Consider the following 25,133-nt stretch of genomic DNA (forward strand, 5'->3'; position numbering starts at 1 on the left):
CGATCAACAACCTGTTTGACTGCTTCAGTTTTAAACTCTTCGGGATAACGCTTACCGCTCATGGGCACCTCTCTTTAAGCCATCTTAAATGACTCTGAGGTGTCTGTTAAACCCGTGGCGATTCAAACCTTCATTCCGTAATGAAGAACCGGACAATGTCCTATGGGATGACACGCCTTTTCAGGACGATGTTCCCTACTGAGGGTGGTCCTGCGGGAAGGGGTAGTGACCGGGTCGCTGCGATAACTGCCAACTTTTCTCGTTCCACCTTCACGCACAAACGTTCGTTTATGCAATGTCGTTAGGTTTACATATAAATCAGTGAGTTAGTTATTGCAAAATACGGTTGGGGTCCGCTTGGAAAACGGAAAATATCCTACGTTAAGACTGTTTTTTGTACAGACTGTTATCTACTGAGCGTAACGAACGGTATCAGAAATTACAGATAGCCCGTTCTGACAGGGCTTTGGCAGACAGGGGAATTGACTGCACTCGTGTAATTGTGAAATCACCCTGAACTGCGTAGGATTTAACTGGCATTTATCACTATTTATGATGATTTAATCTAAGTGGCCTGAGGCATCTACCGCCTCAGGCGTTTACTTTCTGAAGTACGAAACAGAAACCAGGAAGGGTGACGTGTGATCTCCCTGTGATTACGGTACGCCCCCAGCGCAGCCTGTAGCAGGCTGACCGCTCCGGTGGCCAGTGTTGAAATCGCCGGCGCTCCTGTGTACCCGAGTACGGCAGGTAAGGCGAGAAGGACTGTATCCTGCATGCTCTGCCGTTTCCAGGCGCTCAGTTTCTGTCGCAGATCCTCCAGTCCCTCATCCGCGATACGTTCCCGGAAACGCAGTTGCAGCAGGCGGATGGCTTCAGCTCCGGACGCCTGCTCCATTTCCAGAGCGGCGTCGCGCAGCGAGCGTCTGAACGCGGTCACACTCGGCTCGTAATCTGTTCGGATCCGGAAGATGTCCGCAAGCGACAGGTTCTGCAGAAACGGAATGTCAATTTCCAGCATCCGGCGTGATAGCTGTCCCGGCGCATCAAGCTTCGCCAGTATTTTCCCCTGAAGCGGACAGCGTGTGACCAGCGACGCGCCGGCCTGCGCTGACTGGCTGAGATCGGTCAGAAGGCCGCGGTAATGAAAATAAATGCTGCGGTTAGCGGCACCCTGAATCCACCGGTTATAGCGGCTCCGGCTGTTCGGTCTGCTCCGGGTGATTTCCACCGCCAGTGTACCGTCCTCATTTTCCGAGAGGGGCCGGATTTCCTGGAAAATATGACCGTTCGCATAGGGACTCAGACAGTCCCGGAGTTCCAGCAGGATTTCGCCCGGCAGGTTTTTTTCTGAAACGAAACGCATGTGGCCTTCGTCACTGACGCGCTCAACGCCCCGTATTGTCAGACTGCGCTCATAGAGCCTGACCACAGCCGGGGGCATCACCCCGCTGAGAAAGTGACGAGCGGCATTATCTTCCAGCAGTTGCAGCTTACGCACCTGTTCCTCCCGGGCTGATTGACAGGGGGAGAAAACAATGAAGCCGGCCTGGATCAGGTGAAAATGTTCTCTCACGAAGCGCACAAACTGCGCCACCCCCACTCTGATGTCCTGCAGCCTGTCGGTCGCACGGTTCTGTACCAGAAGGTCAGTAGCGGTGGCCATACCCGCACTGTCCAGCCGTAACGCCGCTTCTTCCAGGGAATCGGTCAGAATAATGCGTTCGGCAGACAGTAATCCCGGGCGGTAAAGTGACAGTTGATCGTGACGGGAAATCCACAGGCTGAGGGGCGAATCGTCCGGGGCATGCCACTCACGGCGAAGCGCGTTAACCGCCTGAAGATATTCCTGCAGGGCGCCCCGCAGCGCGTCCTCACTCAGTGCAGCATAATCCGCGAACAGAAGTCTTTCATCCCAGAGAATGCTTCCCGTCAGGGCCGGGAGATTATTGTACATACGTGTCTCCTCACAGATCCCCGTACAGGGCGCGAAGTTCTGCGAGCACCAGTGCCGTGTCAGGTGTGGCCACCACTGCCAGCAGAGCCGCCTCCAGCAGCAGGTATTCGTCCAGCGTCATGGAGACGTGGGTTCCGTCGAGCCCAAGTATAACCCTGTCCTCTTCTCCAGCTGAAATATGCAGCGACACCAGACTGTCCCGGGCGCTCCACTCGTGCGTGGCCCCAAGCCATGCACGGGCCTGCATATAGCGAACCAGAGCACTGAATACGTCCCAGCCCAGCGCGAGTGATACCCGGCCGGCGCTCACGAACAGGCTGAATGCCGGTGCCTGCCAGGGGGTACCTGACAGTTGCGGATAGCGGTTGCCCCGGACCTGCAGATGCAGACAGATGTCCTCCACCGTTGCTGTCCGGCTGAGATCATCCGTCACCAGTCCGGTTGCGGTCGCCCACTCTTTCATCGCGTTCTGGTCCGGGTTCTGCGCCCGGATAACCAGCGGGAAAATGAGTTTCAGTCGTGCCGGCGTGCAAATCCGGGACAGCGCCTCATCCGGGAAGGCTGTGAGGTTCAGCGCGCCGGAAGCGAGGGGGCGCAGCAGGAATTCAGCCCAGGCCGAGTCCACGTTGTGCGGCATGGTTGCCATGAACCTTTCCGTCTCTTCCCGGTAGTTCTTCCCAGTGAGGTCAAAGGCCCGGTTGATATAGTGCGTGTCCACGGCAATCCCGTTTTCTGCGGCGTAAACCAGCGCCCCGAAGGTGATGTTCAGCAGCGCCTCCATGACCGGCCAGCTCATAAACGCACTGCCCGTCTGGCAGGCGGCATGCACCTGGGTAAACAACCAGCGCAGCTCGGCGGTTTTCAGGGACTGACGCCCGAAGGTTTCTCCCCGGATCACCTTCCTGTAGAGTGACTCCCGTGTGCCACAGGGATCGGCCTGCAGGGCAAAATAGGTGTCATCGGGTGAAGTGGTTCTGAGCGCCCCATTGAGGAGCTTTTCTGTCAGGGCGTTTACCGAGGTGTCTTCCGCAGAGGCACGGGACTTGAGACCCTCAATCAGTTTTTTTGGAAACCGTAATGTCAGCTGGCTGAGCATGATGCTGTTTTCTCTCGGTGGTATTTTTCTGAATCAGAATGCACGAGTTTAATGTAATTTGCACTCAATTACTTAAATGACATGATGTCATTTGTGACTATAAAAGTCTCTTTTACTTCATCTCCACACCTGAGATCCGAAAACCCCAAGTTCCGGATCTGCTTCAGACGCCCCGGCGCGCAGCGGCCCGGTAACACAAGATGTAGCGGTATTTTCAGCTGCCGATGACGCTAGATGTTGTGTTCCTCCCCTGCCCCATCACCCGGCGCGCGGCACCGGAAAACAGCAATATGATTATTCCGTGTGCGTGGTACACTTCCGGATAGTCGTGTATAGGCAAAAAATCGGATCACCTGAAAAGAGTAGTCCGGTAATTTATTGGCGTGACTGTTTCTCTGCTTATTATGTGCAGTTTTCTTTGTTTGTGTACAAAATGAATCATTACGTATACATTTATTCTTTTTACGGTAAATCAGGCTTCATGTTTACTATCCTGACTATTTACCGAATCTGAATACGTTTTGCACAAGGAAAGAGTCATGGCGAAAATCCAGGCCAGAAATGTTGACGATGCGCTGTTTGCGCGCATTGAGCAGTCAGCAATGAAAAATGAACGTTCCCTCGAGGGGGAGATCCGGATTGCCCTCCGGGAGTATTATCAGCCCGTGGTTCAGGCCGGGCCCGCGATGTCTGACAGGGAGCGCTGGCAGCATGAAACGGGCAAGCGGCTGAAGTGGTTGTTCAACCGGCTCATGGCGGACAATTACTTCCGGGAATTTTCCGGAGCCAGACCGCCGGACACGTTTGACCTGGTCCGCTTCGGCAGGCAACTGGATACCTCGCCGGGTGTGCTGATGGATATCATGGAAGGACGCCAGGAGCTGTCCTTTACGCTGGCAGATACGATCGCCCGGAATTTTGATGCCTCGGCGGACTGGCTTCTGGGTGAAAGCGGGCAACCTTTTCCGTTTGTCCGCCTGGGCTCTGCGGGGTACAGGGAGTTTTTCTTTCCCGTCGGCAGTACAGGCGACCACACGTTTGAGTTTCTCAGAATAGCCGGCGGCAGGCATGACGGCACCCTGATCATCCTGCGTCAGGATATACAGACGAAGCGGGTCACACCCGGCGTTGTCACGGAGAGTTTTTACCTGCGCAGCGGCATGGGAAGCGGCGGATACGGCAACCTCAAAAGGTTTCTCCTCTTTCTCAAAACAGAAGGTGCACGGCTGTCCATCAACACTTATGACTGGACGCCGGAGCACCCGGATTTTGATTTCTGGACGGTCATCGGCCAGCATCATCACGTCTATTTCCAGGACTCGCCCCGCCGTTCATCGGCCCGCTGGCTGCAGCAGGTACTCAACGGTGAAGATCCTGGAGAATGGTTTCAGGGCGGCTGGACACCGATACTGAAGGAAGTGGCTGCGGCCACCGGGCCGGATACGGCTTCCGGACATACTGACCACCAGGATGAATGATCCGGTACAACCGTCACGGGTTGGGATGTTTTGGGCTTACTGGCCAGAATTAAGAACCCGGGGAACTGCTGAGGCCGAAGGTGAAATTCAACAGGCTGACAGGAAACAATATGGACAGAATCAGTGACGAAAGACAGACAGGCACAGACGTGATGAACGTCGCCTTCCACACCATGCGCAAGTACGGCATGACTATCATCACCGCCACTCAGCATATGGATATTAATGCTTACGTGAAATCCGACCCGCGGATGCCGAGAACGCGGCTGCGCCGCTACCTGGGGCAGTATGGCCTGCGCGGTGAGGCGCTGAGCAGGGAGGTCAGACGTATCGTTGCGGGACCTGAGCGACGCGACAGCACGCTGAAGGACGGGATTTACTATACCTGGCCTTATGGCTGGGAGCCCGGTGATTTTACGCCGATGATGCGGCGCATTTTTCGCGGGAAGCGGACCCGCCATGTGATGATGTTTGATGAAATGCCAGCGCTGTTTGGCAAATAAAGCACTGGTGCGACTTAAACAGCAATACGCGGACACGGAGGATAACAATCAATGATGCCGGCATTATCAGGTCAGGGCATTTCGTTTTCAGCTGCGCAGCTGCCGGTGGCCATCGATTACCCTGCTGCCCTGGCCCTGCGCCAGATGGCTCTCGTTCAGGACGAACTGCCGAAATATCTGCTGGCGCCGGAAGTGAGCGCCCTGCTCCACTACGTCCCGGATCTGCACCGCAAGATGCTGCTGGCCACGCTGTGGAATACTGGTGCCCGCATTAACGAAGCGCTGGCGCTGACAAGAGGGGATTTTTCGCTGGCGCCACCGTATCCGTTTGTGCAGCTGGCCACCCTTAAGCAGCGCGCCGAAAAATCCACTCGGACGGCCGGGCGGTTGCCGGCAGGCACGTTGCCTCACCGACTGGTGCCGTTATCGGACACCCAGTACGTCAGCCAGCTGCAGATGATGGTGGCCACGCTGAAAATTCCGCTCGAGCGGCGCAATAAGCGAAGCGGCAGAACTGAAAAAGCGCGTATCTGGGAGATCACCGACCGGACGGTCCGCACGTGGCTGAATGAAGCCGTGGATACCGCTGCGGCCGACGGTGTGACGTTTTCTGTGCCAGTAACACCGCACACGTTCCGCCACTCCTACGCCATGCACATGCTCTATGCCGGTATTCCCCTGAAGGTGCTGCAGTCGCTGATGGGTCACAAGTCAGTGAGTTCAACGGAGATCTACACGAAAGTGTTTGCGCTCGACATCGCGGCACGGCACCGCGTGCAGTTTGCGATGCCGGAAACTGAAGCGGTGGCCCTGATGAAACAGCTCCCCCAACGATAACGCGAGCGCCGTGCTATGGAAAATAACTCAAGTTATGCTGTGGCTTTCGCAATAGTGAACATTTTTATGGCTCCCTGCGCTCATCGGCGGGAGCGATTATGGGGACTTATGAAGCCTAATTCGCAGAAACAAACGGTGAGCCGGTCTGGGCCCGATGGGGTATATTTATCGATTACTGTGACGCCGCATCCGCTATATCACATAAATGCGCTATCACCGGCGGCCTAAAAATTGACTGTGGTGTGCAGGGCATCATCTCTCAGTCAATACATGGAACGCGTTACTCGCCTAAAGTGCATGCCGCAGTCAATATCAGTGTTTTTTCGTATAACATCCCATACAACAGTCAATTTAATGCGTGGAAGCATGAAGGATAAAGAGAGTTAAATTGACTGCGCTATGCGTGATGCGTATCACAGTCAATAACGAAGAATAAGAGCATACCGCAGTGAATTTTTGCGTACTACAGTCAATTTTCAGGCTTCATACTGGTGAGCGCTTCGGCCAGCTTCTGAGGATCGATACCCGCGGCTTTCAAAGCCTTAATGACCTCATCATAGTTCTGCTCAGGAGACTGCGCCTCTTCCTCTTTGCGAGGCGACTTCACAGTACTGCTGATCAGTTTCGGGTTGCGATAATGCACGCTGAAATAGGCTGCCCGTCCGCGTTTGAATTCGGTGTAATCCAGATACCCAATATCCCGCAGTTGCTCCATCGCTTTGCGAACGGTATGGTTCTGCGTGTACACGTTTGAGGTAAGATTCAGCCGATCGCGCATACGTTTCATGGAGATTGGCGCCGGGTTCTGAGGCAGGCTTTCGATGTAGGTATACAGGGCTTGAGCAGACTCTTTACGCTGCAGGGCGTCGATCGCCTTCAACCGCAGCAGCACCCGCCGGTCCATGTGGTAGAGCTCGAAGAGTTTGGGCTCGGCCTTGATTTCCACGATATCTTCGTTGATATCATAGTAAGCCGACTGCACCAAGTGTGTGGTCCAGCCCTTGGTGTCATTCTGGAACTTCAACGTGACGGTCGCCAGTTTGAACAGGGAGTTGCTGATACGGTCGCGCATTTTTTTGTTTGAACGCCGCGAATCGAAACCACACATCTTAACGAACTCAACAAAAGACAATTCTAGCGTGTCTTTTTTTACGCCATACTCTGACATGGAGCGAATGATCCCAAGCCAGACTTTAAAGTCCGTGTCCATGTCCAGACGCGATCCTGTGATCCTGACGTCGGTGTACCCTTCACTCTTCGCGATAGACAGCTGTACAAGCTCCTCAGTCGCATCTGTGACGTTTTTACGGTTAGCCTTACTCCTTCCTGTCGATTTCAGCGTAGGAACAAAGAGACCAAGCCTCATGAGCGCAACGGGTTGAACGGTACTGGTGCTGTTGACATCCAGCTTAACAACTTCACCGGTTTTCTTATCAACCTCCTGCAGATTCAGAGGTAAGCTATTATTTTCGCTCGTCATCTTTGATCCCAACGGTTATCCACAAGGGCAAGTATAAATGCATATCTCAGTCAACGGAAATACATACCTCAGTAAATACCGTTGCATATCACAGTATTAGATAATGCATACGTCAGTCAACATTTAACACGCTATAGTCAATGCTGAGCCCCCTTAAGACCAGTCAACACGGGGGCTCAAACGATCCGGGGATCTCTTTATGATCTCACTATGATCTCTATAGGATCATTTATTGGATCGACACTATGAATAACTCTGCCAGACCAGTTCACATCAAAATTGACGTAAGTCCGTCACCTGGTGTGATATTTTTAATACACCTCGCGATGAGTTCATCGTCATGATGTCGCACTACTCCCCGACCAGATCAAATCTTGACTGTAGTACGTAACCTTCATCGGCTCTTTTGGCCACTCTGAATAATAGAATCGCATACCACAGTCAATATATTGCATGCCACAGTGAATATTCACAGCAGGAAAGATTTAGTGTGCGTAATTGGCATCAGCGCGTCAGTGCTTTCAGTAAGTTCAGCTCTTTTCCGCTTCCTCAACGCTTTCTCACGGAGCGCGAAAGCGTTCTGCGGCGAGCGGTAGTAACTATTATTGACTGCGGTATGCAGTATCCGTGAAATCTCATCTGATCTAGATCGATAACTGCCTATTTCGTGAGCAACTTTGCATGTTTTAGTTCACTTTGCGTTTTTATTGTTGCTTTGCATTAAATTCCAAGATTTAATAAAATAATGCAAAGTGATGATTAAAGGATGCTCAATATGGGACTAATGGATACACTTAACCAGTGCATAACCGCTGGCCACGAAATGACTAAAGCAATTGCGATTGCCCAATTCAATGATGACAGCCCTGAGGCTCGCAAAATTACCCGCCGCTGGAGGATTGGTGAAGCCGCTGATTTAGTTGGGGTATCGTCTCAGGCCATCAGGGATGCAGAGAAAGCAGGCCGTCTGCCACACCCCGATCTTGAAACCCGCGGCAGAGTTGAACAACGTGTCGGCTATACCATCGAACAAATCAATCACATGCGGGATGTTTTTGGTACCCGTCTGCGGCGTTCAGAGGATGCCTTCCCACCGGTTATCGGCGTCGCCGCTCACAAAGGTGGCGTTTATAAAACGTCGGTTTCTGTTCACCTTGCTCAGGATCTTGCTCTGAAAGGGTTACGTGTTTTGCTTGTTGAAGGCAACGACCCGCAAGGAACAGCATCGATGTATCACGGATGGGTACCCGATCTCCATATTCATGCTGAAGACACGTTACTCCCCTTCTATCTTGGCGAAAAAGATGATGCCAGCTATGCGGTAAAACCTACCTGCTGGCCAGGTCTCGATATCATTCCATCCTGCCTGGCATTACATCGGATTGAAACCGAACTGATGGGTAAGTTTGATGAAGGAAAACTGCCAACCGATCCGCATCTGATGCTGCGTTTAGCCATTGAAACAGTGGCTCATGACTATGATGTCATCGTGATCGACAGCGCACCCAACCTGGGTATAGGTACTATCAATGTGGTTTGTGCGGCCGACGTGCTGATTGTACCAACGCCTGCAGAATTATTCGATTACACCTCCGCTCTGCAGTTTTTTGACATGCTGCGTGACTTATTGAAGAACGTTGATCTGAAAGGATTTGAGCCGGATGTCCGCATCCTGTTAACTAAATACTCTAACAACAATGGTTCGCAGTCTCCCTGGATGGAAGAGCAGATCCGAGATGCCTGGGGAAGTATGGTTTTGAAGAATGTTGTCCGCGAAACGGATGAAGTCGGTAAAGGTCAGATCCGTATGAGAACGGTTTTCGAACAGGCTATCGATCAGCGTTCCTCCACTGGCGCCTGGCGTAATGCACTGTCTATCTGGGAGCCTGTTTGCAACGAAATTTTTGATCGCCTGATTAAACCACGTTGGGAGATTAGATAATGAAACGCGCCCCCGTCATTCCAAAACATTCTGCGAGTACCGCACCTGCGGAAGTGGCAACGTCCCCCGCTCCGGCCGCGCCAATGGTTGATTCGTTGATTGCTCGTGTTGGGGCAATGGCCCGTGGAAATGCAATCGCTCTGCCTGTATGTGGGCGAGAAGTCAAATTTACACTGGAAGTTATCCCAGGTAGCTCGGTTGAAGGTAACTCCAGAGTCTGGTCAGGTAATGAACGTGATCAGGAGCTTCTGACAGAAGACGCTCTGGACGACCTGATACCATCCTTCTTACTGGCAGGCCAGCAAACACCTGCTTTCGGGCGTCGGGTTTCAGGTGTTATTGAGATTGCGGATGGTAGTCGTCGACGAAAAGCTGCCATCCTGACATCCAGTGACTATCGGATCCTTGTCGGCGACCTTGATGATGAACAAATGGCGGCGCTGTCACGGCTAGGTAATGACTATCGTCCAACCAGCGCCTATGAACGAGGGCATCGTTATGCAACTCGCCTGCAGAATGAATTTGCCGGCAATATCTCTGCGCTTGCCGATGCCGAAAACATCTCGCGCAAGATTATCAGTCGCTGTATCAATACATCCAGATTGCCAAAATCGGTTGTTGCCCTCTTCTCTCATCCTGGGGAACTTTCAGCCCGGGCAGGTGAAACCCTCTTTAAAGCTTTTGCCGATAAAGAGGAATTACTGATAAAACAGGCTGCTAACCTGCATGGGCAAAAGAAAGCGGGAGTGATTTTTGAAGCCGATGAGGTTATTACTTTACTGACCGCTGTTCTGAAAAATACACCTGCGGTTAGATCTAATCTGAGCTCGCGGCATCAATACGCACCAGGTGCATCTGCTCTCTACAAGGGGGATAAAGTTATACTGAACCTCGACAGAACGCGCTTGCCTGCAGAATGTATTGAAAGAATTGAAGCCATTTTAAAAGAACTGGGATCTACAGCTTCATAACATACCGAACGGTGGAGAATTTTAATTTCAGAAGTTCTTCACCATAACGACCCTTATTCTTTATTGGTTACCCTTTCTATATTTCCCTAATCATCCGCCATCAGTTATCTGGGACCGCGGTCCCACTTAGTCAATGTACCCATCGGCGCTCAGCCCGCTGGGATCGCGGTCCCACCTTTATCAATGCACCCACCGGCAGTCAGCCAGCTGACACCGTGGTCCCACTTAGTTAAAGCACCCATCGGCGGTCAGCCAGCTGGCACCGTGGCCCCACTTAATCAATACACCCACCGGCGGTCAGTCAGCTGGGACCGTGGTCCCACTTAGTTAATGCACCGAGCGGCGGTCAGCCAACTGGGACCGTGGTCCCACTTAGTTAATGCACCCATCGGCGGTCAGCCAGCTGGGACCGTGGTCCCACTTAGTTAATGCACCGAGCGGCGGTCAGCCAGCTGGGACCGTGGTCCCACTTAGTTAATGCACCGAGCGGCGGTCAGCCAGCTGGGACCGTGGTCCCACTTAGTTAATGCACCGAGCGGCGGTCAGCCAGCTGGGACCGTGGCCCACTTAGTTAATGCACCCATCGGCGGTCAGCCAGCTGGGATCGCGGTCCCACCTAGTCAATGCATCCACCGTCGGTCAGCCTGCTGGGACCGTGGTCCCACATAATCAATGCTGCTACCGTGGTCCCATTTAATCAATGATCCCACTGCCAGTCGGTCAGCTCGGACCGTGGTCCTACATAATCAATGTTCCTACCGTCGGCCAGCCTGCTGGGACCGTGGTCCCATTTGAACATAATGCTGCTCACATTACCCTGCCGGCCTACACTCACCGTCAAATAAACGAAGGATATGGAAGCACTCCGCATCTGCAGGCCGGCAGTGAGTGAAAAGATATTGCTCGGCAGGAAACAAATAATTTCCTCGGCGGCTATCCCTCCAGGCCGATCGGTCTCAGGAGTATCTGGCCCGTTACGTACAGTATTTCAGAGCTACGGGTTAGGAAAGGGGCTACGATGGCATGACCGACACAGTATATGCCAACCATCTAATAGGCGGAGGTAGCTATATTGATTATCCGTAAAAACGGAGGATAAAACCGGGAGAGGGCTGTATAACTGATCGCAATTACCTGAGTATCCATCATGAAGAAGCTATGACGTTTTCAATCTGAGGAGGGAAACTTAGCTTTTCTGCGTTGCAGCTCTGATTTGAACGCCTCAAGCTGACAGGTGTTGATTTTTATCCACTCATGGCTGGTCATACCGCCTCGAGAAAAAACCCGCACTCGCCATTCAGGATTTTCCCAGTTGGCAACACGCTGCACGTCTCCGATGCCGAAGTAGGAGAGTGGGTATATTCGAATATACTTATCCCATAGAATATAGATCACAGGTATGGAGATGATGGCCAGAGTTACCAAAGTTATCATTTGCATTCCTTTAATTTGCCAGAGTTATTGATAAAAGAGTGATACCCGGTTTTTTAAACGATAAGTTATTTTTCTTCTCATGGAAAGCTGGATGAGCTGTCCATAGCTCATCGATGAATAACTTTTCCTGTTTTGCATGTTCCCATCCTGGTGGCCATGCAAGCCAGACCCGGGCTGAGCCATGCCGGGTTAAAACCTGGCAACCGGTAACTCTTTCCAGCGGGTTGTATATGCCGGCGACAACATCTCCCGCTTCATCTGCCACTCAGGAGCAATACCTCTGCCGGCAAACCAGATCTTACCAAGCCCTGAGTGATTAATGCCATCGAGGACTTTCATCAGTTCATCACTGTGCGGCCGCGGCTGTATCTCATCGAACAGGTTCAGCTGAGAGACTCCATTTGGACTGAAATCGTTCAGCATGACGCCGGCTTTTGCGTAGCGATGGCCAGGTACCCAGATCCTGTCCAGCGCGTTAACCGCAGCAGCGATAATGTCCCGGGTATCGCGCGTTGGCGTACTCAGTTTTTCCGTCGAGATATTTCCGTAGTACGGCTCTTTGACGGCGAACGGCGAGGTTTTGATGAATGCGGAAATGTGCCGGCAGTACTGGCGCTCACCGCGCAGTTTTTCAGCTGCCCGCTCAGCGTACTGACATATGGCCTGGCGGAGCTCATCATAGGTGGTGATCCGCTGCCCGAAGCTGCGACTGCAGACGATCTGCTGTTTGGGCGGCGTTGCTTCCTCCAGCGAAATGCAGCTCTCTCCGTTCAGCTCCCGGACCGTTCGCTCGAGTACCACGTTAAAGTTTTTCCGGATGAACGTCGGGTTAGTCAGGGACAGCTGCAGCGCCGTGGTGATCCCCATCACTTTCAGTTTCTTCGCTATCCGGTTTCCAACCCCCCATATTTCTTCAACCGGCTGCAGGGATAGCAGCTTTGCCGTTCGCCGCGGATTGGCCGGAGTCAGCGCCAGCACGCCGCGGAATTGCGGCCACTCTTTTGATGCCCACTGCGCCGACTTCGCCAGCGTTTTTGTGGCGCCGATACCGACTCCGATCGTCAGGCCGGTGCCATTGCGAACGTGCTCACGCAGCTGCGTGCCGAAGGCTTCCAGGTCTATACAGTGGTTGATACCGCTGACGTCCAGGAAGCATTCGTCGATGGAGTACTGCTCAACGCGGGGAGATAACTCTTCCAGCAGCGCAACCACGCGGTTACTGAGGCTCGCATAAAGCTCATAATTACTGGAGAACACGTGCAGCTTCTCAGGGAACTGTGTGTCCTTCAGCTGGAACCACGGGGTGCCCATCTTGATGCCCAGTCGGCGTTTGGCTTCCGCGCTTCGGGCGATTACACAGCCATCGTTATTACTAAGGCAAACCACTGGTTTTCCTCGCAAATCAGGGCGAAACACCTTCTCGCAGCTGGCATAGAACGAATTCACGTCGGCCAGGGCGTACATCAGTCCGTATCCCGTGTTTTATGAATAAACGCGGTCACCACGCCAAATATCTGCAGCGTTTCCGGGTCCGGGTACAGGTTAGGATAAGCCGGGTTCATCGCCTGCAGGGCAGGGCGGGGGGTCAGCAGAAGCCGCTTGACGGTAAACTCCCCTTCAATCTCGGCAATAACGATATCGCCATGCCGGGGTTTTTCCGCTTTATCGACGACCATCAGATCGCCGGAATACAGACCGATGTCCGTCATCGAGTTTCCGATGGCCCTGACGAAATAGGTCGAGTGGCGCCGGCGAATACAATACTCGTTGAGGTCCAGTTCTGATTCGGTGTAATCGGCTGCAGGGGAGGGGAAGCCTGCCGCGCATCGTTCAGTGAAAAGCGGAAGAGTAAGTATTCCGGGGTTGAGTGCTGCAGATGTGAATTTCACCGTTTTATTCCCTTTACTGTACATATATACAGTAATTATTTTACCGGCTGCTTGTTTTTGCAAGCCTCTTTACGCCTCCCCACGCTAACTCCCTGCTGTGATGGCGAAAAAAAGTGTCATGTAACAAAAACGCATGCCAGGACGGCACTGACCCCGTTATCCTGTAATATACTAATATCAAATGCATTTCATTCCCGAAGAGGTCTTTATGTCACCCGGCTTCAGAAATGTTCTCCGGTTTGCCGGCGTCCCGGTCGACAGCAGTGAACCTGTACGCAGAAAATACGGCAGTCAACTGATTGGCATTGTCACCGTGTGCCTGCTTCCGCTTCTGGTGTTCGACGTCCCGCTGTGGATCTTCGTGTTGTCACAGGTTATCTGGGGGGCGGGGGTTTATATCGGCCTGTCCCTGGTCGGAGACAAGCCCCGGCCACGCTGATATTCTTTTCACTCTGCTCAAAAAAAGAACAGTTAACGCGACGCCTGCCTTATGGCTCTTCTCCGCCAGCTGCCTCCAGGTTATCCACAGAGTTAAACAGACGCTCTGTGGATAGCGGGTTCCCGAAAGTTTCTTCCGCCGTTCACCCGTTCACCTGTGCGTCCGCTGCCGCACGGTGCCTGTGTGGGCGCCTTTACCTCTCCTGCCCGGTACTTCAGAAAATAATGATGTCGCGCTGCTCCGCATCGATGCCGCGCCTGGCGCGGGAATAGTCACTGCCCGGAGCCAGTGTGCCGCGCCCGGGCGGACACGGGACGGGCGGCTTTTCCGCTCCTGTCCGGCGTTGTTGTGATTTTACGCCATCCACTCGCCTTTTGAGGAGCGCCCTTCAAGCCGCTTTCGCGGCATAGCCTTGCCGTCGGAAAGCCTGACGGCTGCGGTATTCCACGGTCAGCTTGACCCGTTACCGGTCGCGGCGTACAGGCTCCGGGCAGCAGGGAACGGACGTCGTACCGACGTCCTCCTGGGTGCCCCCTGTCACCACGAGGTATCCTTATGTCCCGTTTTATCCTGGGTAACTGTATCGATATTATGGGCGGCTTTCCCGATCGCGCCGTCGATTTCATTCTGACCGATCCCCCGTACCTGGTCGGCTTCCGTGACCGCGCCGGCCGCACCCTTGCCGGGGACAAAACCGACGAGTGGCTCCAGCCTGCCTGCAATCAGATGTATCGCGTACTCAAAAAAGACGCGCTGATGGTCAGTTTTTACGGCTGGAACCGCGTCGATCGTTTTATGGCCGCATGGAAAAGCGCCGGGTTCAGCGTGGTCGGGCATCTGGTGTTCACCAAAACGTACTCGTCCAAATCCGCGTTTGTCGGCTACCGCCATGAATGCGCCTATATCCTGGCGAAAGGGCGCCCGCCGCTGCCGCAGGACCCGCTGCCGGACGTGCTGAGCTGGAAATACAGCGGCAACCGCCACCACCCGACCGAAAAACCCGTTACCAGCCTGCAACCTCTGATCGAGAGCTTCACACACCCGAACGCCATTGTTCTCGATCCGTTTGCCGGCTCAGGCTCCACCTGCGTGGCAGCCCTCCAGTCTGGGCGCCGTTACATCGGCATTGAACTGATGGAGCAGTACCACAAAGCGGGGATTGCCCGCCTGTCAGCGGTACAGCGCGCCATGCAGCGCCCGGCCGCCAACGACGTCTTTTATCCGGAGGCCGCGTAATGAACTACGGCGGACACGAAACCCTGCGCCGCGATATGGCAGGGCTGGCGAACAACCTGTGCGACCTGAAAACCACCCTCACTGTGCTGGAAGAAAAGTATCACTACCGGCATGACGGGCTGCCTGAACGGCTGGCTGGCATGAGTCTGCGGCGTATCAGCGAACTGCTGGACAAGGCATTCAATATCGCCCTGATGCTGGATGAAAGTTTTCAGGACTGACAGCGGGCGGCGGTGCCGCCCCACAGAATCAACGGAGAAAAAATATGTACGGAACCTGTGAAACCCTCTGCCGGTTGCTGAATGAGCACTATCCCGCAGAAACCCCGCTGAACCTGATTGTCTGGTCCCCGGAGGATATCGAAGCGCTGGCCGGCGGGATGGAATGTGTCGTTTCTGAACAGGACATAAAGGCGGTGCTGGAGCGCATGGACGCCATACCGGAAGACCAGCGGCTTGAGTCGGGTGTGTCTGCCGGTGCGGTGATGAGCCTGATCGAGGAAGTGAAAGAGGCCGTTGCGGGAGTCCTGGTGCCGGCTGACCTGCTCGAAACCCTGCTGACGACCGCCGAACAGGCGTTATGGCACAGGGAATGGGCCGCCCGGGATGATAACCATCCGGTGCCGGAAAGCGTGACCCGTCGCCTTTCTGATACGGCGAAAGTGCGCGCATTACTGAAAAACTGAAATCTGCACGCCGCCCGGGCGGCGTGTCATTAACCTGTTTCGAGGACGATACCATGCAGGAAACCACCACACTAAACGCCCTGGTGATGCGCCGCGCGCGTGATCTGATAGCTGATTATGGATGGCCTGACCATACCGATGTTGATCAGCGTGATCCGGTAAACAAACCCGGATGGATAAGCATGTATGTCCGTCTGGATGCGGCAAATATGGTTCATCTGCTTCCTTTGCTTTGTACCGGTGGCGTACCCGCAGAGCTGCAAACTGCCATGACAAAAATAGCCGGGACGCCCGCGCAGATTATTTTATCCGGCAGCCGTTATGCAGACGCACCACAGCTTCCGGAGGACGGGACACAAATATCCTTTCCCTGGGCCGGGGAATGGCTGACGGAGCCGGAAATTCACGCTGTAACCGATTGTCTGTTTCATGCCGTCCGGAATATCTCCCGGCAGGTTCGGGAGGATGCTCGCCGGATAGAGGCCGCGCTGACCACTCGCGGGGAAACGCTGTTTTACCGCCAGACACGAAATTTCCGTCTGGTTGTGAAAGAAAATGATATGCCCTGCTGGCTGGACGAGGATGACGACAATGTACCGGTGGTGCTTGATGCCATCCTCAACAAAGGCGCGCGCTACAGTGCCGTTGAGTTCTTTGTTATCAGCGACAAAGTGGATCAGATCCTGGCGTGTGGGCAGATGTGCGATGTGTTACGTACTCCGGGAGAGCCTCCGCACCGGTGGATGGATTTAACCCTGCTACATGAGGTCATGGCAGAAGCGCGCGCAGAAATCACCCTTGTCTGCAATGCATTTTCAACAATCCGATCAGTGTAAGGAACCGCCGGGGGGAGGAAAGGGGAGTCCTTCCCTTTTTTGCCTGCCGGCGTAAGAGGACCAGTGTTAAAAGGATGTCCCCGTGCCGGCTCCGCGTTCACCCGGCCCGGTTTCCGGGCCTTATCGGTGAAAACCACTCTCTGATATCACTGTGGCGTATGCGGGCTGTGCCGTGCCTCCATCGTAGCCGGGCTGTCGCGAATGCAAGGGTGCGCTTCGCCGCGGCGTTCACCCGGTCCCTCCTTCCCGTCAGCCGGGTTCTTCCGGTCGTTCGCCCGCTCAGTTTTCACGGACTCACCCTTCAGCTCCCGCCTGCCGTGTGCGTCAGGCTGCGGCTTCCCTTGCGCCCCTGCATTCCCGACTGACCGCCCGTCTGTTATGGAGGCACGGCACCGCCCGGTGTCGCAGTCCATGTGATTACGGAGGTTTTTACCATGCAGTTGAAAACGCGCGCGGTCCTGAATGTTGAAGAGTCCGATCGACTTTCCTTCCTGCCGTACATGTTCGGCAATGATTTTATGATCGCGGAGTTACAGGTGTACGCCCTGGCGAAAAAACTGATGCCGGAGTATGAAGGTTGTTTCTGGTACTTCATTCGGCTGCCGGAAGGCGGTGGCTACATGATGCCGGATTGTGGGCGAGTACATCTGGTTCACACGGAAAACTGGTTCGATCGTACCGTCAGTGCAGACGCGGCGGGCATTATCCTGACCAGCATGGCTGTTAACCGTCGTCTGGCGGCCTGGCATGATTGCAATAACCCGGCCCTGACCCACCTTTACATGCTGCGTGATGCCCAGCTCTGGAATCACATTACCTTTCACCCGGAATGCAACGCCATTTACGCCGCGCTGGAATGATTAACGACCTGGATGGCATGTTTTCAGAGACTGCATAATACACGGCGGGGGAATCCCGCCGGTTAAGGATGATACGGATGAATATTGCGCCAGAATCCCGCGAAATACTGCGACAGTACAAAGCCCTGAACAATGCCCGCCGCCGTGATTCCGGCCAGCGGGAACTGACAACCGCGCAGGTCATGGATGAAATCTGCGAATATATGACCTGTCAGTGTGCCGTGTATCTCGGCGGTCATTTCATCTTACAGGGTGGAAAAGAACAGTAGACTGGATGCCAGGCGTCGGGCAGGAGGGCGCCTGTCAGCCCGCGCGAAAACCCGGGCAGGCTGCGCCTGCCGGCGAGGCGTCTCGCCGCGCCTGCGGCGCCGCACTCGCGCTCTCCGTTACCAGGCGACAGGATCGGCGAAAGGGTATACTCTCCGCTAAGTTGTTTCTTACCCGGTAATGCCGATGTCAAAGTGGAATATCGCCTCTTTCTCAAAAGAAGATCAGGACAAAGTCTCCGTCGATAAAGCGGCCGCTGCCGTCGCATGGCAGGAGCGTATGAACAAGCCTGTTGTGCCCGAGCTCGCGGCGCGTGAACAGCCAGAGCATCTCCGTGAATATTTCCAGGAGAGATTGCGTATTCACAGGCTGAACAGCCAGCAGCTGCCGCGCGCAAATGCACCTGAATATCAGAAGCCAGAAGAAGGTTAAGGAGAGTGGGCCAGTGGAGGGAAAAAGTATGCGTATGTCAGTCATGTTTGCTGTCGTTGCTCTGTTTACCGGGATTAACCTTTTGTATAACCCGTTTCAGCCTGTCCCCGCATTATGGGGGGCAACCCTGGCCGTTGCTTTTGTCCTGATAAACGTAGTGGCAGATAAAATGCGTCTCTGGACTGGCGTGGCATGGATTATCGTTGCCGGCATCGTCATGACGATGATGCTGAAGGGGAAAGAACCGGGTAACGAATTAAGAATGGTGATTAACGTTTTTGCTTTCCTGAGTTCAGCCTGGTACAGCGTTGCGCTGTACAGAAAAGAAAAACATTTTCGTTCCTGACGTGCCCGTTTGCGTAATTGTATGTGACCTCACTACCCGTTTGCATTTTACTTGACCTTCGCCAACAAAATGCAACCAGGTTGACAGGCAGCTAAGAGCGAAAAGCAGAAGTTCGAACAAAAATGTCTTATTAAAGCTGCCATATGGAGAACAACAGGTAACTGGTCATAGGCGCAAAAAACCGAAAGGATTTTGAAAGTTATTTATCCTGATATTTTTCATTTTAATTCTATTTTATTTCCGCATTCAAAAAAGGTGAGAGTATTTTTGTTATAGATAACATATCCGTTATGAATATAATTTCAGCGCCCAAAAAAATTGCTGGAAGAAGATATGGAAAGTAACACTGAACTAAAGCCGTGAACAATAAAAAGATTCTTTTTAATCCGGTTATATTATAGTCACCCGTCATTTCCAATTTAGATAATTTGTAATCAGACCTGGAATGATTTTCTGACTCTTTCAATACCTGGTTATACTCTGAGTTTATTTTATCTAGATCAATTTTGGTTTGTTCCGGATTTTTTTCATTTAATGTCCTAACGTCACGTATTAATCTTTTAATTTTCTGTCCGCACTCATCAAGCTCTCTCGATCTTAAATCATATCGTGCTGTTCCTATTGTCACCGAATAAATAAGAACTGATACAGCAAGAAATATTTGGAGCATATTTAAAACACTGGCTGTGAAGTTTAATTTCACACCGGAGTTTTGGAGTAATGGAATGAGTATTAAACCAAGGGATAGTATTGTAGTTATAAAAAACGATGTTTTACTTCTAAGCGCCAATCTATTTGATGCATTGAATCTACACTTTGAAGTTATTCTCATGCTGTCTATTAATTTTTCTGTCTGGCTGGTTTTCACTCGTTCTTCAGGATATCGACTGAAAACCCAAATAAATGCGTTTTTTATTTTTTCCATTATCTATCCTAGTCCATAATGTGAGTTCGTTTTTTGAGTTTATATCTTTCAATGCGCGTAGCTAGTTTATGAACAGAGCAGTGGTCAAGTCAACTCTCGCAGTATGCATTAATCGGCACACAACTTCAATACTCCCCCTTCTAAATCAATACTAATAGAAGCTGAAATAGGTATTTTCCAACCTATCCTTCATAATAATCACCGGATGAAATGCAATACCTGAACTGAATGGGGAGCGCGTATACAATCTGGGCTTGATGCGAACTGCCTTCCGAAGGGTTAGTGTCAGGCATAAGATGAAAAAACGCGACCACATCAGCAGATGAATCACCGACAAATCGGATGGCATGAACAGGAGTGCGAGGGAGGTATCTTAAGAGCAACTTATATTTATTATGATTGATTATCATTCCCATATATTAAATCGTGAGAAACTGCTTTATCAATTCCTTAACAAATACTGGTGCGCATGTTTAACCAACGATATTCTAAACTTGATGGTTCTTGTTCATGCGGGGGTAATCCTTGTAAATAAGAGTTGAAATCATTTAGCCTTTTCTCATTAACCATGCGCAGCGACAAAAGTGATGTTATATTGTGGCCTATCATATGACTTAGCCGAATTTGATGGTCATTTATAAATGACCGCCAATTTTTAGAAGAGTAACAGCATAAGAAAGGGTTGGAGAAATCATTATCCTGGTCTATTGTTGGTCCTATCAAGTCCGAAGAATAACAATTAAATGAATTAAATCTCCTTGCTAATAAAATATCAGTAAACCAATCAAAGGATCGGATGGTTACACCTAAATCTTTAGCCAACTGGTTGCGTTTATCATCAAATTTCGTTGTCAAATCAGTACGTCTTCCCATAACAACAATATATTCGAAATGTTGTACTCCAGTTGTTGTATTTCGCTTAGATGGGAACAAACGTCCAGCTTGATCTCTATTATTTTCCAGCCATGCTTTCCAGTCACGTATTTGTTGAAGGGCATGAGTGAGTCTGGCGCGAGGTTGTCCATTATTGGTGAATGCTGACTCATGAGGCGTCTCAATTTCAATTAAAGTGTAGACAAAACCGTAGCTTCGTTCACATGACGCAACCATAAAGTCTACACGGTAATCCGAACCTAAGACTAATTCAGAGACTACTAGAGATTCATTATTGGAGGATGCGGGAAAGAAAAAACCGGCATGGTTGTGTAAGAATGACTGATAATGCCTTTCATCCGCACTGCTGTCATTTAATAATGAAATCCATTCTTTTTTTATTTCTGCTAAAACATTGCTGCCATTAACTTGGGCCCAAGGAATATGTTTCACTTAATGACAACTCTTAAAAGTATTTAATTTCACCTATTCTTATGCTGAGGCAATACTTTTGTCAATAGATGTGAATCTTTTTTTCTGTTTAAGATTACTAGCATAAATCTTGTATGATGACCCTGTAACCTTTCAGGAGTTTACAACTACAGATAGCAAAAATGGCTCCTAGCAAACAAGATCTACTTCCGCTTTTGGCACACAGCTGCCGGTCACGCAATGCCATGACTCCCCCTCAGCATCAGTGGCGATTTTTTGTTGGCGATGGACAAATAAAATGCAAACGGGTGGTCAAGTGAATGCAAATACCCACCCGTTTTCGCAACGGGCGTCCGGGCGGGCTGTCATGCTTCGCACAGAGCCAGCTGCGCTGTCTCTGCCCGGCCCCTCCGGGGCAGCGGGTTTCCATCCCATGACGCAACATCAACGGCGGCTTACAGCCTCCGTGCCGGAGGCGTCGCCCTGTCGCGCCGTAGCCTGCGCTCCCTGCACCCCGGCGAAAACCAACGGCCGCCGGGCTGTAAGGGGCACCGCCGTTTCGCGTGCCGCGCTCCGACGTTGCGGCGGGTCCCTGCTCTGTTCCGCTCCTGGTGCATCACCCCTTTAAGCCCCTTTCGCCTGGGCTGAGACAACCACAACCCGCCTGGCTGTCCAGGGACGGCGTGGCCTTTCGCAATAAATTTTTCCCGGCCATTCCGCTTCGCGCCATTAGACCGAAAAAAATTTCCCGCTCACCCCGGACATCTGCACCGGGCCGTGCTCGTTGACGCCCTTGCGGCGAAGGTTCTCAAACGGGTGAAGTTTATACCATCGGGAATATCGCAGCCGGTTCCCGCAAACGTCAAAACCGCGGCTCCCGAAACTCAACGGGTGATGTTCTTTAAAAATCAGGAAAAAACGAGGCTGGTTAAAGGAGGCAGGAGAAGCAGACAACGAACCGCAGAAATGAAAAAAGCAGGGGAGCCCCTGCTTGATCCACGCCGTACAAATCGCGCTAACGGTTTTTACGGCTTCATTAACTACCAGAAGGAGTTAACGTAATGAACATGACCATTCTTTCACCTTCCGCAGAGGCTGTAAAGCCCCGTCGGCATCCGCGCATTTCCCGTGCCGAGATCCCCGCGCCGGAGATTGACCCCGCGTTAAAAGCTTTTGGCCGCCATATCGCCAGAAGTCACCGCAAGGGGCGCGGCGTTCATATCCCCGCGATGAAAAACGCCGCTTTCGGACAGCTGCTCCGCACCCTTGAACTGAAACGCGCATTTAACTGATGAGGTGAGCCGCCCCGCGAGGGGCGGCAACTGCAGGAAGGAGAAAAATCATGACTCAGGCTTTAGCACAGGCACTTAGTGCCGAAACCATCCCGCAAACCGATGCTGAAGAAGGTATCGGCCAGGCGTACCGGGGGACCTATTCCCCGGATGATAACAAGCTACGGCTTTATGCCTCGCTGCGCCTCGATGAAGAAACCTATAAGAAAGTGCACGATGCGGGGTTCCGGTGGGCGCCGAAACAGGGGTTGTTTGTTGCGCCAGCCTGGACGCCGGGTCGCGAGGATGTATTACTGTCCCTCGCCGGCTATATCGAGGACGAAGACAGCACGCTTTTTGACCGTCAGGAGCAACGCGCGGAACGCTTTAACGACTACAGCGATAAACGCGCCGGTGAATCTGAGCAGGTGCTTTCACATGTCGATGCGCTGGCATCCTCGATCCCCTTCGGCCAGCCGATTCTGGTTGGCCATCACAGCGAACGTCGGGCGCGTCGTGATGCGCAACGCATCGAAAACGGCATGAAGCGCGCGGTGATGCTGTTTGAACGCGCGGAATACTGGGAGGAACGCGCAGAGGCCTCACTACGTCACGCGAAATACAAAGAGCGTCCGGATGTACGTTACCGGCGTATCAAAAAGCTCGAGGCGGAATTACGCAAGGCAGAAAAGAACATCGCCGGGGAGCAGAAATTTATGACGATGTGGCGTGGCGAAACGCTCGATCTGAACAAGGCGCGGCTTATCAGTAACTATGACCACATTTCGGCCTGTTTCTCGCTCGATAAATACCCCCGCCCGGCACAGAGAAGCCAGTATGAAGGCCGGATGTCCCTGCATTCCGCGCTGGCAGAGGAAATCATTTCCTTTGAACAGGCCCGCGATATAGCGGTTCGTTGTCACGAACGCTCGATCCGCCATCAGCAACGCTGGGTTAATCATTACCAGAACCGCCTGGCCTACGAACGCGCGATGCTCAATGAAAGCGGCGGCGTCGTCACACGGACACAGGAATTTGCGCCTGGCGGTCAGGTGAAAAGCCGGGGCGAGTGGTTAACCATCATCCGCATCAACACGAGTCATGGTCAGGTGAGCTCGGTGGAAACGCCGTGTTACCGCTTTCTCGGGTATGGGGGAACCATGAAACTGACCCCGGATCGCATCACCGACTATAAAGCGCCGTCAGCCGAAGAGGTCAGCACTGCGAAACAGGCCGCAAAACGTCCACCGATCGTCAACTATCCGGGGGAGGGTTTCCGGGAGATGACAAAAGCCGAATGGGCCAAAATGCCGGGGGATTATAAGGCTGTCCGGGGCATGGCCGAAAATGAGACACACGGCGCGTACCGCTTCCGCCGCTGTATGACTCACGGTTGTACGCTGGTGAATGTCTATATCACCGACATGAAAACGGTACAAATTCCGCAAAAATAGCAAACAGACTCCCCGGCAGAGTGCCGGGGAGCTCAGGGAGGTTGACTTATGCGCAGCGAACTCAGGGTTCGCATCATGACGATGCGGGCCAGGCTGGATGGCCGAACACCGGTGACAGAAATCCGGGCAGGCTCTCAGCTGTTTGTCTCGCCCGATCCGGTTTGCCGTCGTCTGGTCAGTCTGGCGGAGGTTGTGGATTCTGATCACATTCTCGAGCCGGAAGCGGGAACCGGCGCCATTCTGCGGGCGGTCAGGGAAGCCGCGCCACGGGCACAGTGTGACGCCGTGGAGCTGAACGCGGATTTGGTCCGCCATCTGCGGGAAAATTTCCCGGGCGTCAGCGTCTGGCAGGGGGATTTTCTGGCGTACCGGCCGGAAAACCGCTACAGCAAAATTATCATGAATCCGCCGTTTAACCATGCGCAGGATATCCGGCATATACAGCGAGCAGTGACGCTGCTGGCGCCCGGCGGCGTTGTGACGGCGGTCTGTCTGAACGGGCCGCGGCAACAATCCATATTGAAGCCGCTTTCTGATGTCTGGGAGCCATTGCCGCGAGGCACCTTCACGTATACCGACGTTTCAACTGTGCTGCTCAGGATCGCCGTCTGAAAGCCCGGTTAGTCCGGCGGGGAGTGAGCCCCCGTCTGGCCGCGCCGGAAAGGCCGCGCGCCTGCGGCGCAGGAAGAACGGCCCGCGCTGACGCGCCGCCGGCGCTTCCTCTTCGCGTTCATCCTGTCCCTCTCTTCCTTACAGTATGACGGTTAACGGTGACTCCTTTTCTCCTGTTCCGGCTGAGCAGCTGATGATGAGTGGTAATACACCTGTTTCCGCCGGCTTTCCTTCTTCGTTTCTCGCGTATTTCTGGTCCTGATTGCTGACCGCCATTCTGTTGTGTGAGCCGACTCCGGGCGTCCGGGCGGGCTGTCATGCTCCGCACAGAGCCAGCTGCGCTGTCTCTGCCCGGCCCCTTCGGGGCAGCGGGTTTCCATCCCATGACGCAACGTCAACGGCAGGCTTGCAGCCTCCGTTCCGGATGCGCCGCCCTGTCGCGCCGTAGCCTGCGCTCCCTGCACCCCGGCGAAAACCAACGGCCGCCGGGCTGTAAGGGGCAACGCCGTTTCGCGTGCCGCGCTCCGACGTTGCGGCGGGTCCCTGCTCATTTCATTTCCTGGTGTCGTTCACCCGTTTAAGCCCCTTTCGCCTGGGCTGAGACAAGCACAACCCGCCTGGCTGTCCAGGGACGGCGTGGCCTTTCGCAATAAATTTTTTCCGGCCATTCCGCTTCGCGCCATTAGACCGATAAAAATTTCCCGCTCACCCCGGACATCTGCACCGGGCCGTGCTCGTTTACGCCCTTGCGGCGAAGGTTCTCAAACGGGTGAAGGTCATACCATCGGGAACAAAACAGCAGGTTCCCGCAAACGTCAAAACCGCGGCTCCCGAAACTCAACGGGTGATGGTTTTTAAAAGCAAACAACGGATTAAGG

The 25,133-nt window shown here is 53.0% G+C and carries 25 protein-coding genes and 2 pseudogenes; 18 read left to right on the forward strand and 9 right to left on the reverse strand.

The window, feature by feature from the left end; translation table 11 throughout:
- Positions 1 to 583: 583 nt before the first annotated feature.
- Both NWP14_RS26380 and NWP14_RS26385 read right to left on the reverse strand, forming a co-directional pair.
- Positions 584 to 1,957 carry a hypothetical protein gene (locus tag NWP14_RS26380; protein WP_115191625.1) on the reverse strand — a complete coding sequence of 458 codons (1,374 nt, stop codon included), beginning with the start codon at positions 1,955 to 1,957 and terminating at the stop codon, positions 584 to 586.
- Between the two features lie 10 nt (positions 1,958 to 1,967).
- Complete coding sequence (locus tag NWP14_RS26385; RefSeq protein WP_057064681.1) at positions 1,968 to 3,053, reverse strand: hypothetical protein; 1,086 nt, start codon at positions 3,051 to 3,053, stop codon at positions 1,968 to 1,970.
- Between the two features lie 539 nt (positions 3,054 to 3,592).
- Between NWP14_RS26385 and NWP14_RS26390 the strand changes: the two genes are divergently transcribed.
- The 3 genes from NWP14_RS26390 to NWP14_RS26400 all read left to right on the forward strand — a co-directional run bounded on the left by NWP14_RS26390 (position 3,593) and on the right by NWP14_RS26400 (position 5,871).
- Positions 3,593 to 4,531 (forward strand): hypothetical protein, encoded by a 939-nt coding sequence (locus tag NWP14_RS26390; RefSeq protein ID WP_064360954.1) that lies wholly within the window; start codon positions 3,593 to 3,595, stop codon positions 4,529 to 4,531.
- Positions 4,532 to 4,683: 152 nt separating this feature from the next.
- Positions 4,684 to 5,034 (forward strand): hypothetical protein, encoded by a 351-nt coding sequence (locus tag NWP14_RS26395; protein ID WP_064360955.1) that lies wholly within the window; start codon positions 4,684 to 4,686, stop codon positions 5,032 to 5,034.
- A 51-nt stretch (positions 5,035 to 5,085) separates the two neighbouring features.
- Positions 5,086 to 5,871 (forward strand): site-specific integrase, encoded by a 786-nt coding sequence (locus tag NWP14_RS26400; protein WP_064360956.1) that lies wholly within the window; start codon positions 5,086 to 5,088, stop codon positions 5,869 to 5,871.
- Between the two features lie 469 nt (positions 5,872 to 6,340).
- Here the strand turns inward: NWP14_RS26400 and NWP14_RS26405 are convergent, their stop codons facing one another.
- On the reverse strand, positions 6,341 to 7,351 hold the full coding sequence (locus NWP14_RS26405; protein WP_064349902.1) for a RepB family plasmid replication initiator protein: 1,011 nt from the start codon (positions 7,349 to 7,351) through the stop codon (positions 6,341 to 6,343).
- Between the two features lie 775 nt (positions 7,352 to 8,126).
- Between NWP14_RS26405 and sopA the strand changes: the two genes are divergently transcribed.
- Both sopA and NWP14_RS26415 read left to right on the forward strand, forming a co-directional pair.
- Entirely contained in the window at positions 8,127 to 9,293 is a 1,167-nt protein-coding gene (gene sopA / locus NWP14_RS26410) for a plasmid-partitioning protein SopA (RefSeq protein ID WP_064349905.1), read from the forward strand.
- The gene (locus NWP14_RS26415) at positions 9,293 to 10,264 is read left to right on the forward strand and encodes a ParB/RepB/Spo0J family plasmid partition protein (protein WP_064349907.1); all 972 of its coding nucleotides are present in this window, start codon (positions 9,293 to 9,295) and stop codon (positions 10,262 to 10,264) included. The genes sopA and NWP14_RS26415 overlap by 1 nt, the downstream gene beginning before the upstream one ends.
- Before the next feature lie 1,167 nt (positions 10,265 to 11,431).
- Here NWP14_RS26415 and NWP14_RS26420 read toward each other — a convergent pair.
- The 3 genes from NWP14_RS26420 to umuD form a co-directional block, all read right to left on the reverse strand.
- Positions 11,432 to 11,698, reverse strand: a complete 267-nt coding sequence (locus tag NWP14_RS26420) for a hypothetical protein (RefSeq protein WP_064349910.1) — start codon at positions 11,696 to 11,698, stop codon at positions 11,432 to 11,434.
- Positions 11,699 to 11,887: 189 nt separating this feature from the next.
- Positions 11,888 to 13,162 (reverse strand): Y-family DNA polymerase, encoded by a 1,275-nt coding sequence (locus tag NWP14_RS26425; RefSeq protein ID WP_064349913.1) that lies wholly within the window; start codon positions 13,160 to 13,162, stop codon positions 11,888 to 11,890.
- Positions 13,162 to 13,611 (reverse strand): translesion error-prone DNA polymerase V autoproteolytic subunit, encoded by a 450-nt coding sequence (gene umuD, locus NWP14_RS26430; RefSeq protein ID WP_064360957.1) that lies wholly within the window; start codon positions 13,609 to 13,611, stop codon positions 13,162 to 13,164. Before umuD ends, NWP14_RS26425 begins: the two co-directional genes overlap by 1 nt.
- Positions 13,612 to 13,795: 184 nt before the next feature.
- On the opposite strand from umuD, the gene NWP14_RS26435 reads away from it, so the two are divergent.
- The 9 genes from NWP14_RS26435 (at position 13,796) to NWP14_RS26475 (ending at position 18,688) form a co-directional block, all read left to right on the forward strand.
- Entirely contained in the window at positions 13,796 to 14,026 is a 231-nt protein-coding gene (locus tag NWP14_RS26435; protein ID WP_064360969.1) for a hypothetical protein, read from the forward strand.
- A 555-nt stretch (positions 14,027 to 14,581) separates the two neighbouring features.
- Positions 14,582 to 15,262: a DNA methylase gene (locus tag NWP14_RS26440; RefSeq protein ID WP_064375853.1), complete on the forward strand. Its 681-nt coding sequence runs from the start codon at positions 14,582 to 14,584 to the stop codon at positions 15,260 to 15,262.
- Positions 15,262 to 15,483: a hypothetical protein gene (locus NWP14_RS26445; protein WP_064349924.1), complete on the forward strand. Its 222-nt coding sequence runs from the start codon at positions 15,262 to 15,264 to the stop codon at positions 15,481 to 15,483. Before NWP14_RS26440 ends, NWP14_RS26445 begins: the two co-directional genes overlap by 1 nt.
- Positions 15,484 to 15,527: 44 nt before the next feature.
- Complete coding sequence (locus NWP14_RS26450; RefSeq protein ID WP_064349927.1) at positions 15,528 to 15,947, forward strand: DUF1380 family protein; 420 nt, start codon at positions 15,528 to 15,530, stop codon at positions 15,945 to 15,947.
- A 53-nt stretch (positions 15,948 to 16,000) separates the two neighbouring features.
- On the forward strand, positions 16,001 to 16,783 hold the full coding sequence (locus tag NWP14_RS26455; RefSeq protein WP_064349928.1) for a hypothetical protein: 783 nt from the start codon (positions 16,001 to 16,003) through the stop codon (positions 16,781 to 16,783).
- A gap of 434 nt (positions 16,784 to 17,217) precedes the next feature.
- Positions 17,218 to 17,643, forward strand: a complete 426-nt coding sequence (locus NWP14_RS26460) for an antirestriction protein (protein WP_064349942.1) — start codon at positions 17,218 to 17,220, stop codon at positions 17,641 to 17,643.
- Between the two features lie 77 nt (positions 17,644 to 17,720).
- Positions 17,721 to 17,912 carry a hypothetical protein gene (locus tag NWP14_RS26465; RefSeq protein ID WP_064360958.1) on the forward strand — a complete coding sequence of 64 codons (192 nt, stop codon included), beginning with the start codon at positions 17,721 to 17,723 and terminating at the stop codon, positions 17,910 to 17,912.
- Positions 17,913 to 18,096: 184 nt separating this feature from the next.
- Positions 18,097 to 18,342, forward strand: a complete 246-nt coding sequence (locus NWP14_RS26470; protein WP_165370645.1) for a DNA polymerase III subunit theta — start codon at positions 18,097 to 18,099, stop codon at positions 18,340 to 18,342.
- A gap of 28 nt (positions 18,343 to 18,370) precedes the next feature.
- Complete coding sequence (locus NWP14_RS26475; RefSeq protein WP_064349935.1) at positions 18,371 to 18,688, forward strand: hypothetical protein; 318 nt, start codon at positions 18,371 to 18,373, stop codon at positions 18,686 to 18,688.
- 229 nt (positions 18,689 to 18,917) lie between these two features.
- On the opposite strand, the gene NWP14_RS26480 is transcribed toward NWP14_RS26475, so the two are convergent.
- From NWP14_RS26480 to NWP14_RS26490, 3 genes and pseudogenes are all read right to left on the reverse strand, one after another.
- Positions 18,918 to 19,613, reverse strand: a complete 696-nt coding sequence (locus NWP14_RS26480) for an SLATT domain-containing protein (protein WP_064360960.1) — start codon at positions 19,611 to 19,613, stop codon at positions 18,918 to 18,920.
- A gap of 450 nt (positions 19,614 to 20,063) precedes the next feature.
- Positions 20,064 to 20,939 carry a Shedu anti-phage system protein SduA domain-containing protein gene (locus NWP14_RS26485; RefSeq protein ID WP_072351860.1) on the reverse strand — a complete coding sequence of 292 codons (876 nt, stop codon included), beginning with the start codon at positions 20,937 to 20,939 and terminating at the stop codon, positions 20,064 to 20,066.
- A 461-nt stretch (positions 20,940 to 21,400) separates the two neighbouring features.
- Positions 21,401 to 21,512 (reverse strand): annotated as a pseudogene (locus NWP14_RS26490) (hypothetical protein); the annotation flags it as partial.
- A 467-nt stretch (positions 21,513 to 21,979) separates the two neighbouring features.
- Here NWP14_RS26490 and NWP14_RS26495 point away from each other — a divergent pair.
- From NWP14_RS26495 to NWP14_RS26510, 4 genes and pseudogenes are all read left to right on the forward strand, one after another.
- Positions 21,980 to 22,210, forward strand: coding sequence for a hypothetical protein (locus NWP14_RS26495; protein WP_064360962.1), 231 nt, complete (start codon positions 21,980 to 21,982; stop codon positions 22,208 to 22,210).
- 50 nt (positions 22,211 to 22,260) lie between these two features.
- Positions 22,261 to 23,643, forward strand: a complete 1,383-nt coding sequence (locus tag NWP14_RS26500) for a DUF3560 domain-containing protein (RefSeq protein ID WP_375216241.1) — start codon at positions 22,261 to 22,263, stop codon at positions 23,641 to 23,643.
- Positions 23,644 to 23,691: 48 nt separating this feature from the next.
- Positions 23,692 to 24,255 carry a trans-aconitate 2-methyltransferase gene (locus NWP14_RS26505; protein ID WP_064360964.1) on the forward strand — a complete coding sequence of 188 codons (564 nt, stop codon included), beginning with the start codon at positions 23,692 to 23,694 and terminating at the stop codon, positions 24,253 to 24,255.
- 718 nt (positions 24,256 to 24,973) lie between these two features.
- A pseudogene (locus NWP14_RS26510) lies at positions 24,974 to 25,113 on the forward strand (single-stranded DNA-binding protein).
- Positions 25,114 to 25,133: the final 20 nt, after the last annotated feature.

Origin of the sequence: Klebsiella sp. C349492, assembly GCF_042055345.1 — a bacterium.
GTDB lineage: Bacteria > Pseudomonadota > Gammaproteobacteria > Enterobacterales > Enterobacteriaceae > Klebsiella > Klebsiella scottii.

What these genes read in the sequence shown, in the direction of transcription:
- NWP14_RS26380 (WP_115191625.1), bottom strand. Translation starts at nt 1,957, where the DNA reads ATGTACAATAATCTCCCGGCCCTGACGGGAAGCATTCTCTGGGATGAA.
- NWP14_RS26385 (WP_057064681.1), bottom strand. Translation starts at nt 3,053, where the DNA reads ATGCTCAGCCAGCTGACATTACGGTTTCCAAAAAAACTGATTGAGGGT.
- NWP14_RS26390 (WP_064360954.1), top strand. Translation starts at nt 3,593, where the DNA reads ATGGCGAAAATCCAGGCCAGAAATGTTGACGATGCGCTGTTTGCGCGC.
- NWP14_RS26395 (WP_064360955.1), top strand. Translation starts at nt 4,684, where the DNA reads ATGAACGTCGCCTTCCACACCATGCGCAAGTACGGCATGACTATCATC.
- NWP14_RS26400 (WP_064360956.1), top strand. Translation starts at nt 5,086, where the DNA reads ATGATGCCGGCATTATCAGGTCAGGGCATTTCGTTTTCAGCTGCGCAG.
- NWP14_RS26405 (WP_064349902.1), bottom strand. Translation starts at nt 7,351, where the DNA reads ATGACGAGCGAAAATAATAGCTTACCTCTGAATCTGCAGGAGGTTGAT.
- sopA (WP_064349905.1), top strand. Translation starts at nt 8,127, where the DNA reads ATGGGACTAATGGATACACTTAACCAGTGCATAACCGCTGGCCACGAA.
- NWP14_RS26415 (WP_064349907.1), top strand. Translation starts at nt 9,293, where the DNA reads ATGAAACGCGCCCCCGTCATTCCAAAACATTCTGCGAGTACCGCACCT.
- NWP14_RS26420 (WP_064349910.1), bottom strand. Translation starts at nt 11,698, where the DNA reads ATGATAACTTTGGTAACTCTGGCCATCATCTCCATACCTGTGATCTAT.
- NWP14_RS26425 (WP_064349913.1), bottom strand. Translation starts at nt 13,162, where the DNA reads ATGTACGCCCTGGCCGACGTGAATTCGTTCTATGCCAGCTGCGAGAAG.
- umuD (WP_064360957.1), bottom strand. Translation starts at nt 13,611, where the DNA reads ATGTACAGTAAAGGGAATAAAACGGTGAAATTCACATCTGCAGCACTC.
- NWP14_RS26435 (WP_064360969.1), top strand. Translation starts at nt 13,796, where the DNA reads ATGTCACCCGGCTTCAGAAATGTTCTCCGGTTTGCCGGCGTCCCGGTC.
- NWP14_RS26440 (WP_064375853.1), top strand. Translation starts at nt 14,582, where the DNA reads ATGTCCCGTTTTATCCTGGGTAACTGTATCGATATTATGGGCGGCTTT.
- NWP14_RS26445 (WP_064349924.1), top strand. Translation starts at nt 15,262, where the DNA reads ATGAACTACGGCGGACACGAAACCCTGCGCCGCGATATGGCAGGGCTG.
- NWP14_RS26450 (WP_064349927.1), top strand. Translation starts at nt 15,528, where the DNA reads ATGTACGGAACCTGTGAAACCCTCTGCCGGTTGCTGAATGAGCACTAT.
- NWP14_RS26455 (WP_064349928.1), top strand. Translation starts at nt 16,001, where the DNA reads ATGCAGGAAACCACCACACTAAACGCCCTGGTGATGCGCCGCGCGCGT.
- NWP14_RS26460 (WP_064349942.1), top strand. Translation starts at nt 17,218, where the DNA reads ATGCAGTTGAAAACGCGCGCGGTCCTGAATGTTGAAGAGTCCGATCGA.
- NWP14_RS26465 (WP_064360958.1), top strand. Translation starts at nt 17,721, where the DNA reads ATGAATATTGCGCCAGAATCCCGCGAAATACTGCGACAGTACAAAGCC.
- NWP14_RS26470 (WP_165370645.1), top strand. Translation starts at nt 18,097, where the DNA reads ATGTCAAAGTGGAATATCGCCTCTTTCTCAAAAGAAGATCAGGACAAA.
- NWP14_RS26475 (WP_064349935.1), top strand. Translation starts at nt 18,371, where the DNA reads ATGCGTATGTCAGTCATGTTTGCTGTCGTTGCTCTGTTTACCGGGATT.
- NWP14_RS26480 (WP_064360960.1), bottom strand. Translation starts at nt 19,613, where the DNA reads ATGGAAAAAATAAAAAACGCATTTATTTGGGTTTTCAGTCGATATCCT.
- NWP14_RS26495 (WP_064360962.1), top strand. Translation starts at nt 21,980, where the DNA reads ATGAACATGACCATTCTTTCACCTTCCGCAGAGGCTGTAAAGCCCCGT.
- NWP14_RS26500 (WP_375216241.1), top strand. Translation starts at nt 22,261, where the DNA reads ATGACTCAGGCTTTAGCACAGGCACTTAGTGCCGAAACCATCCCGCAA.
- NWP14_RS26505 (WP_064360964.1), top strand. Translation starts at nt 23,692, where the DNA reads ATGCGCAGCGAACTCAGGGTTCGCATCATGACGATGCGGGCCAGGCTG.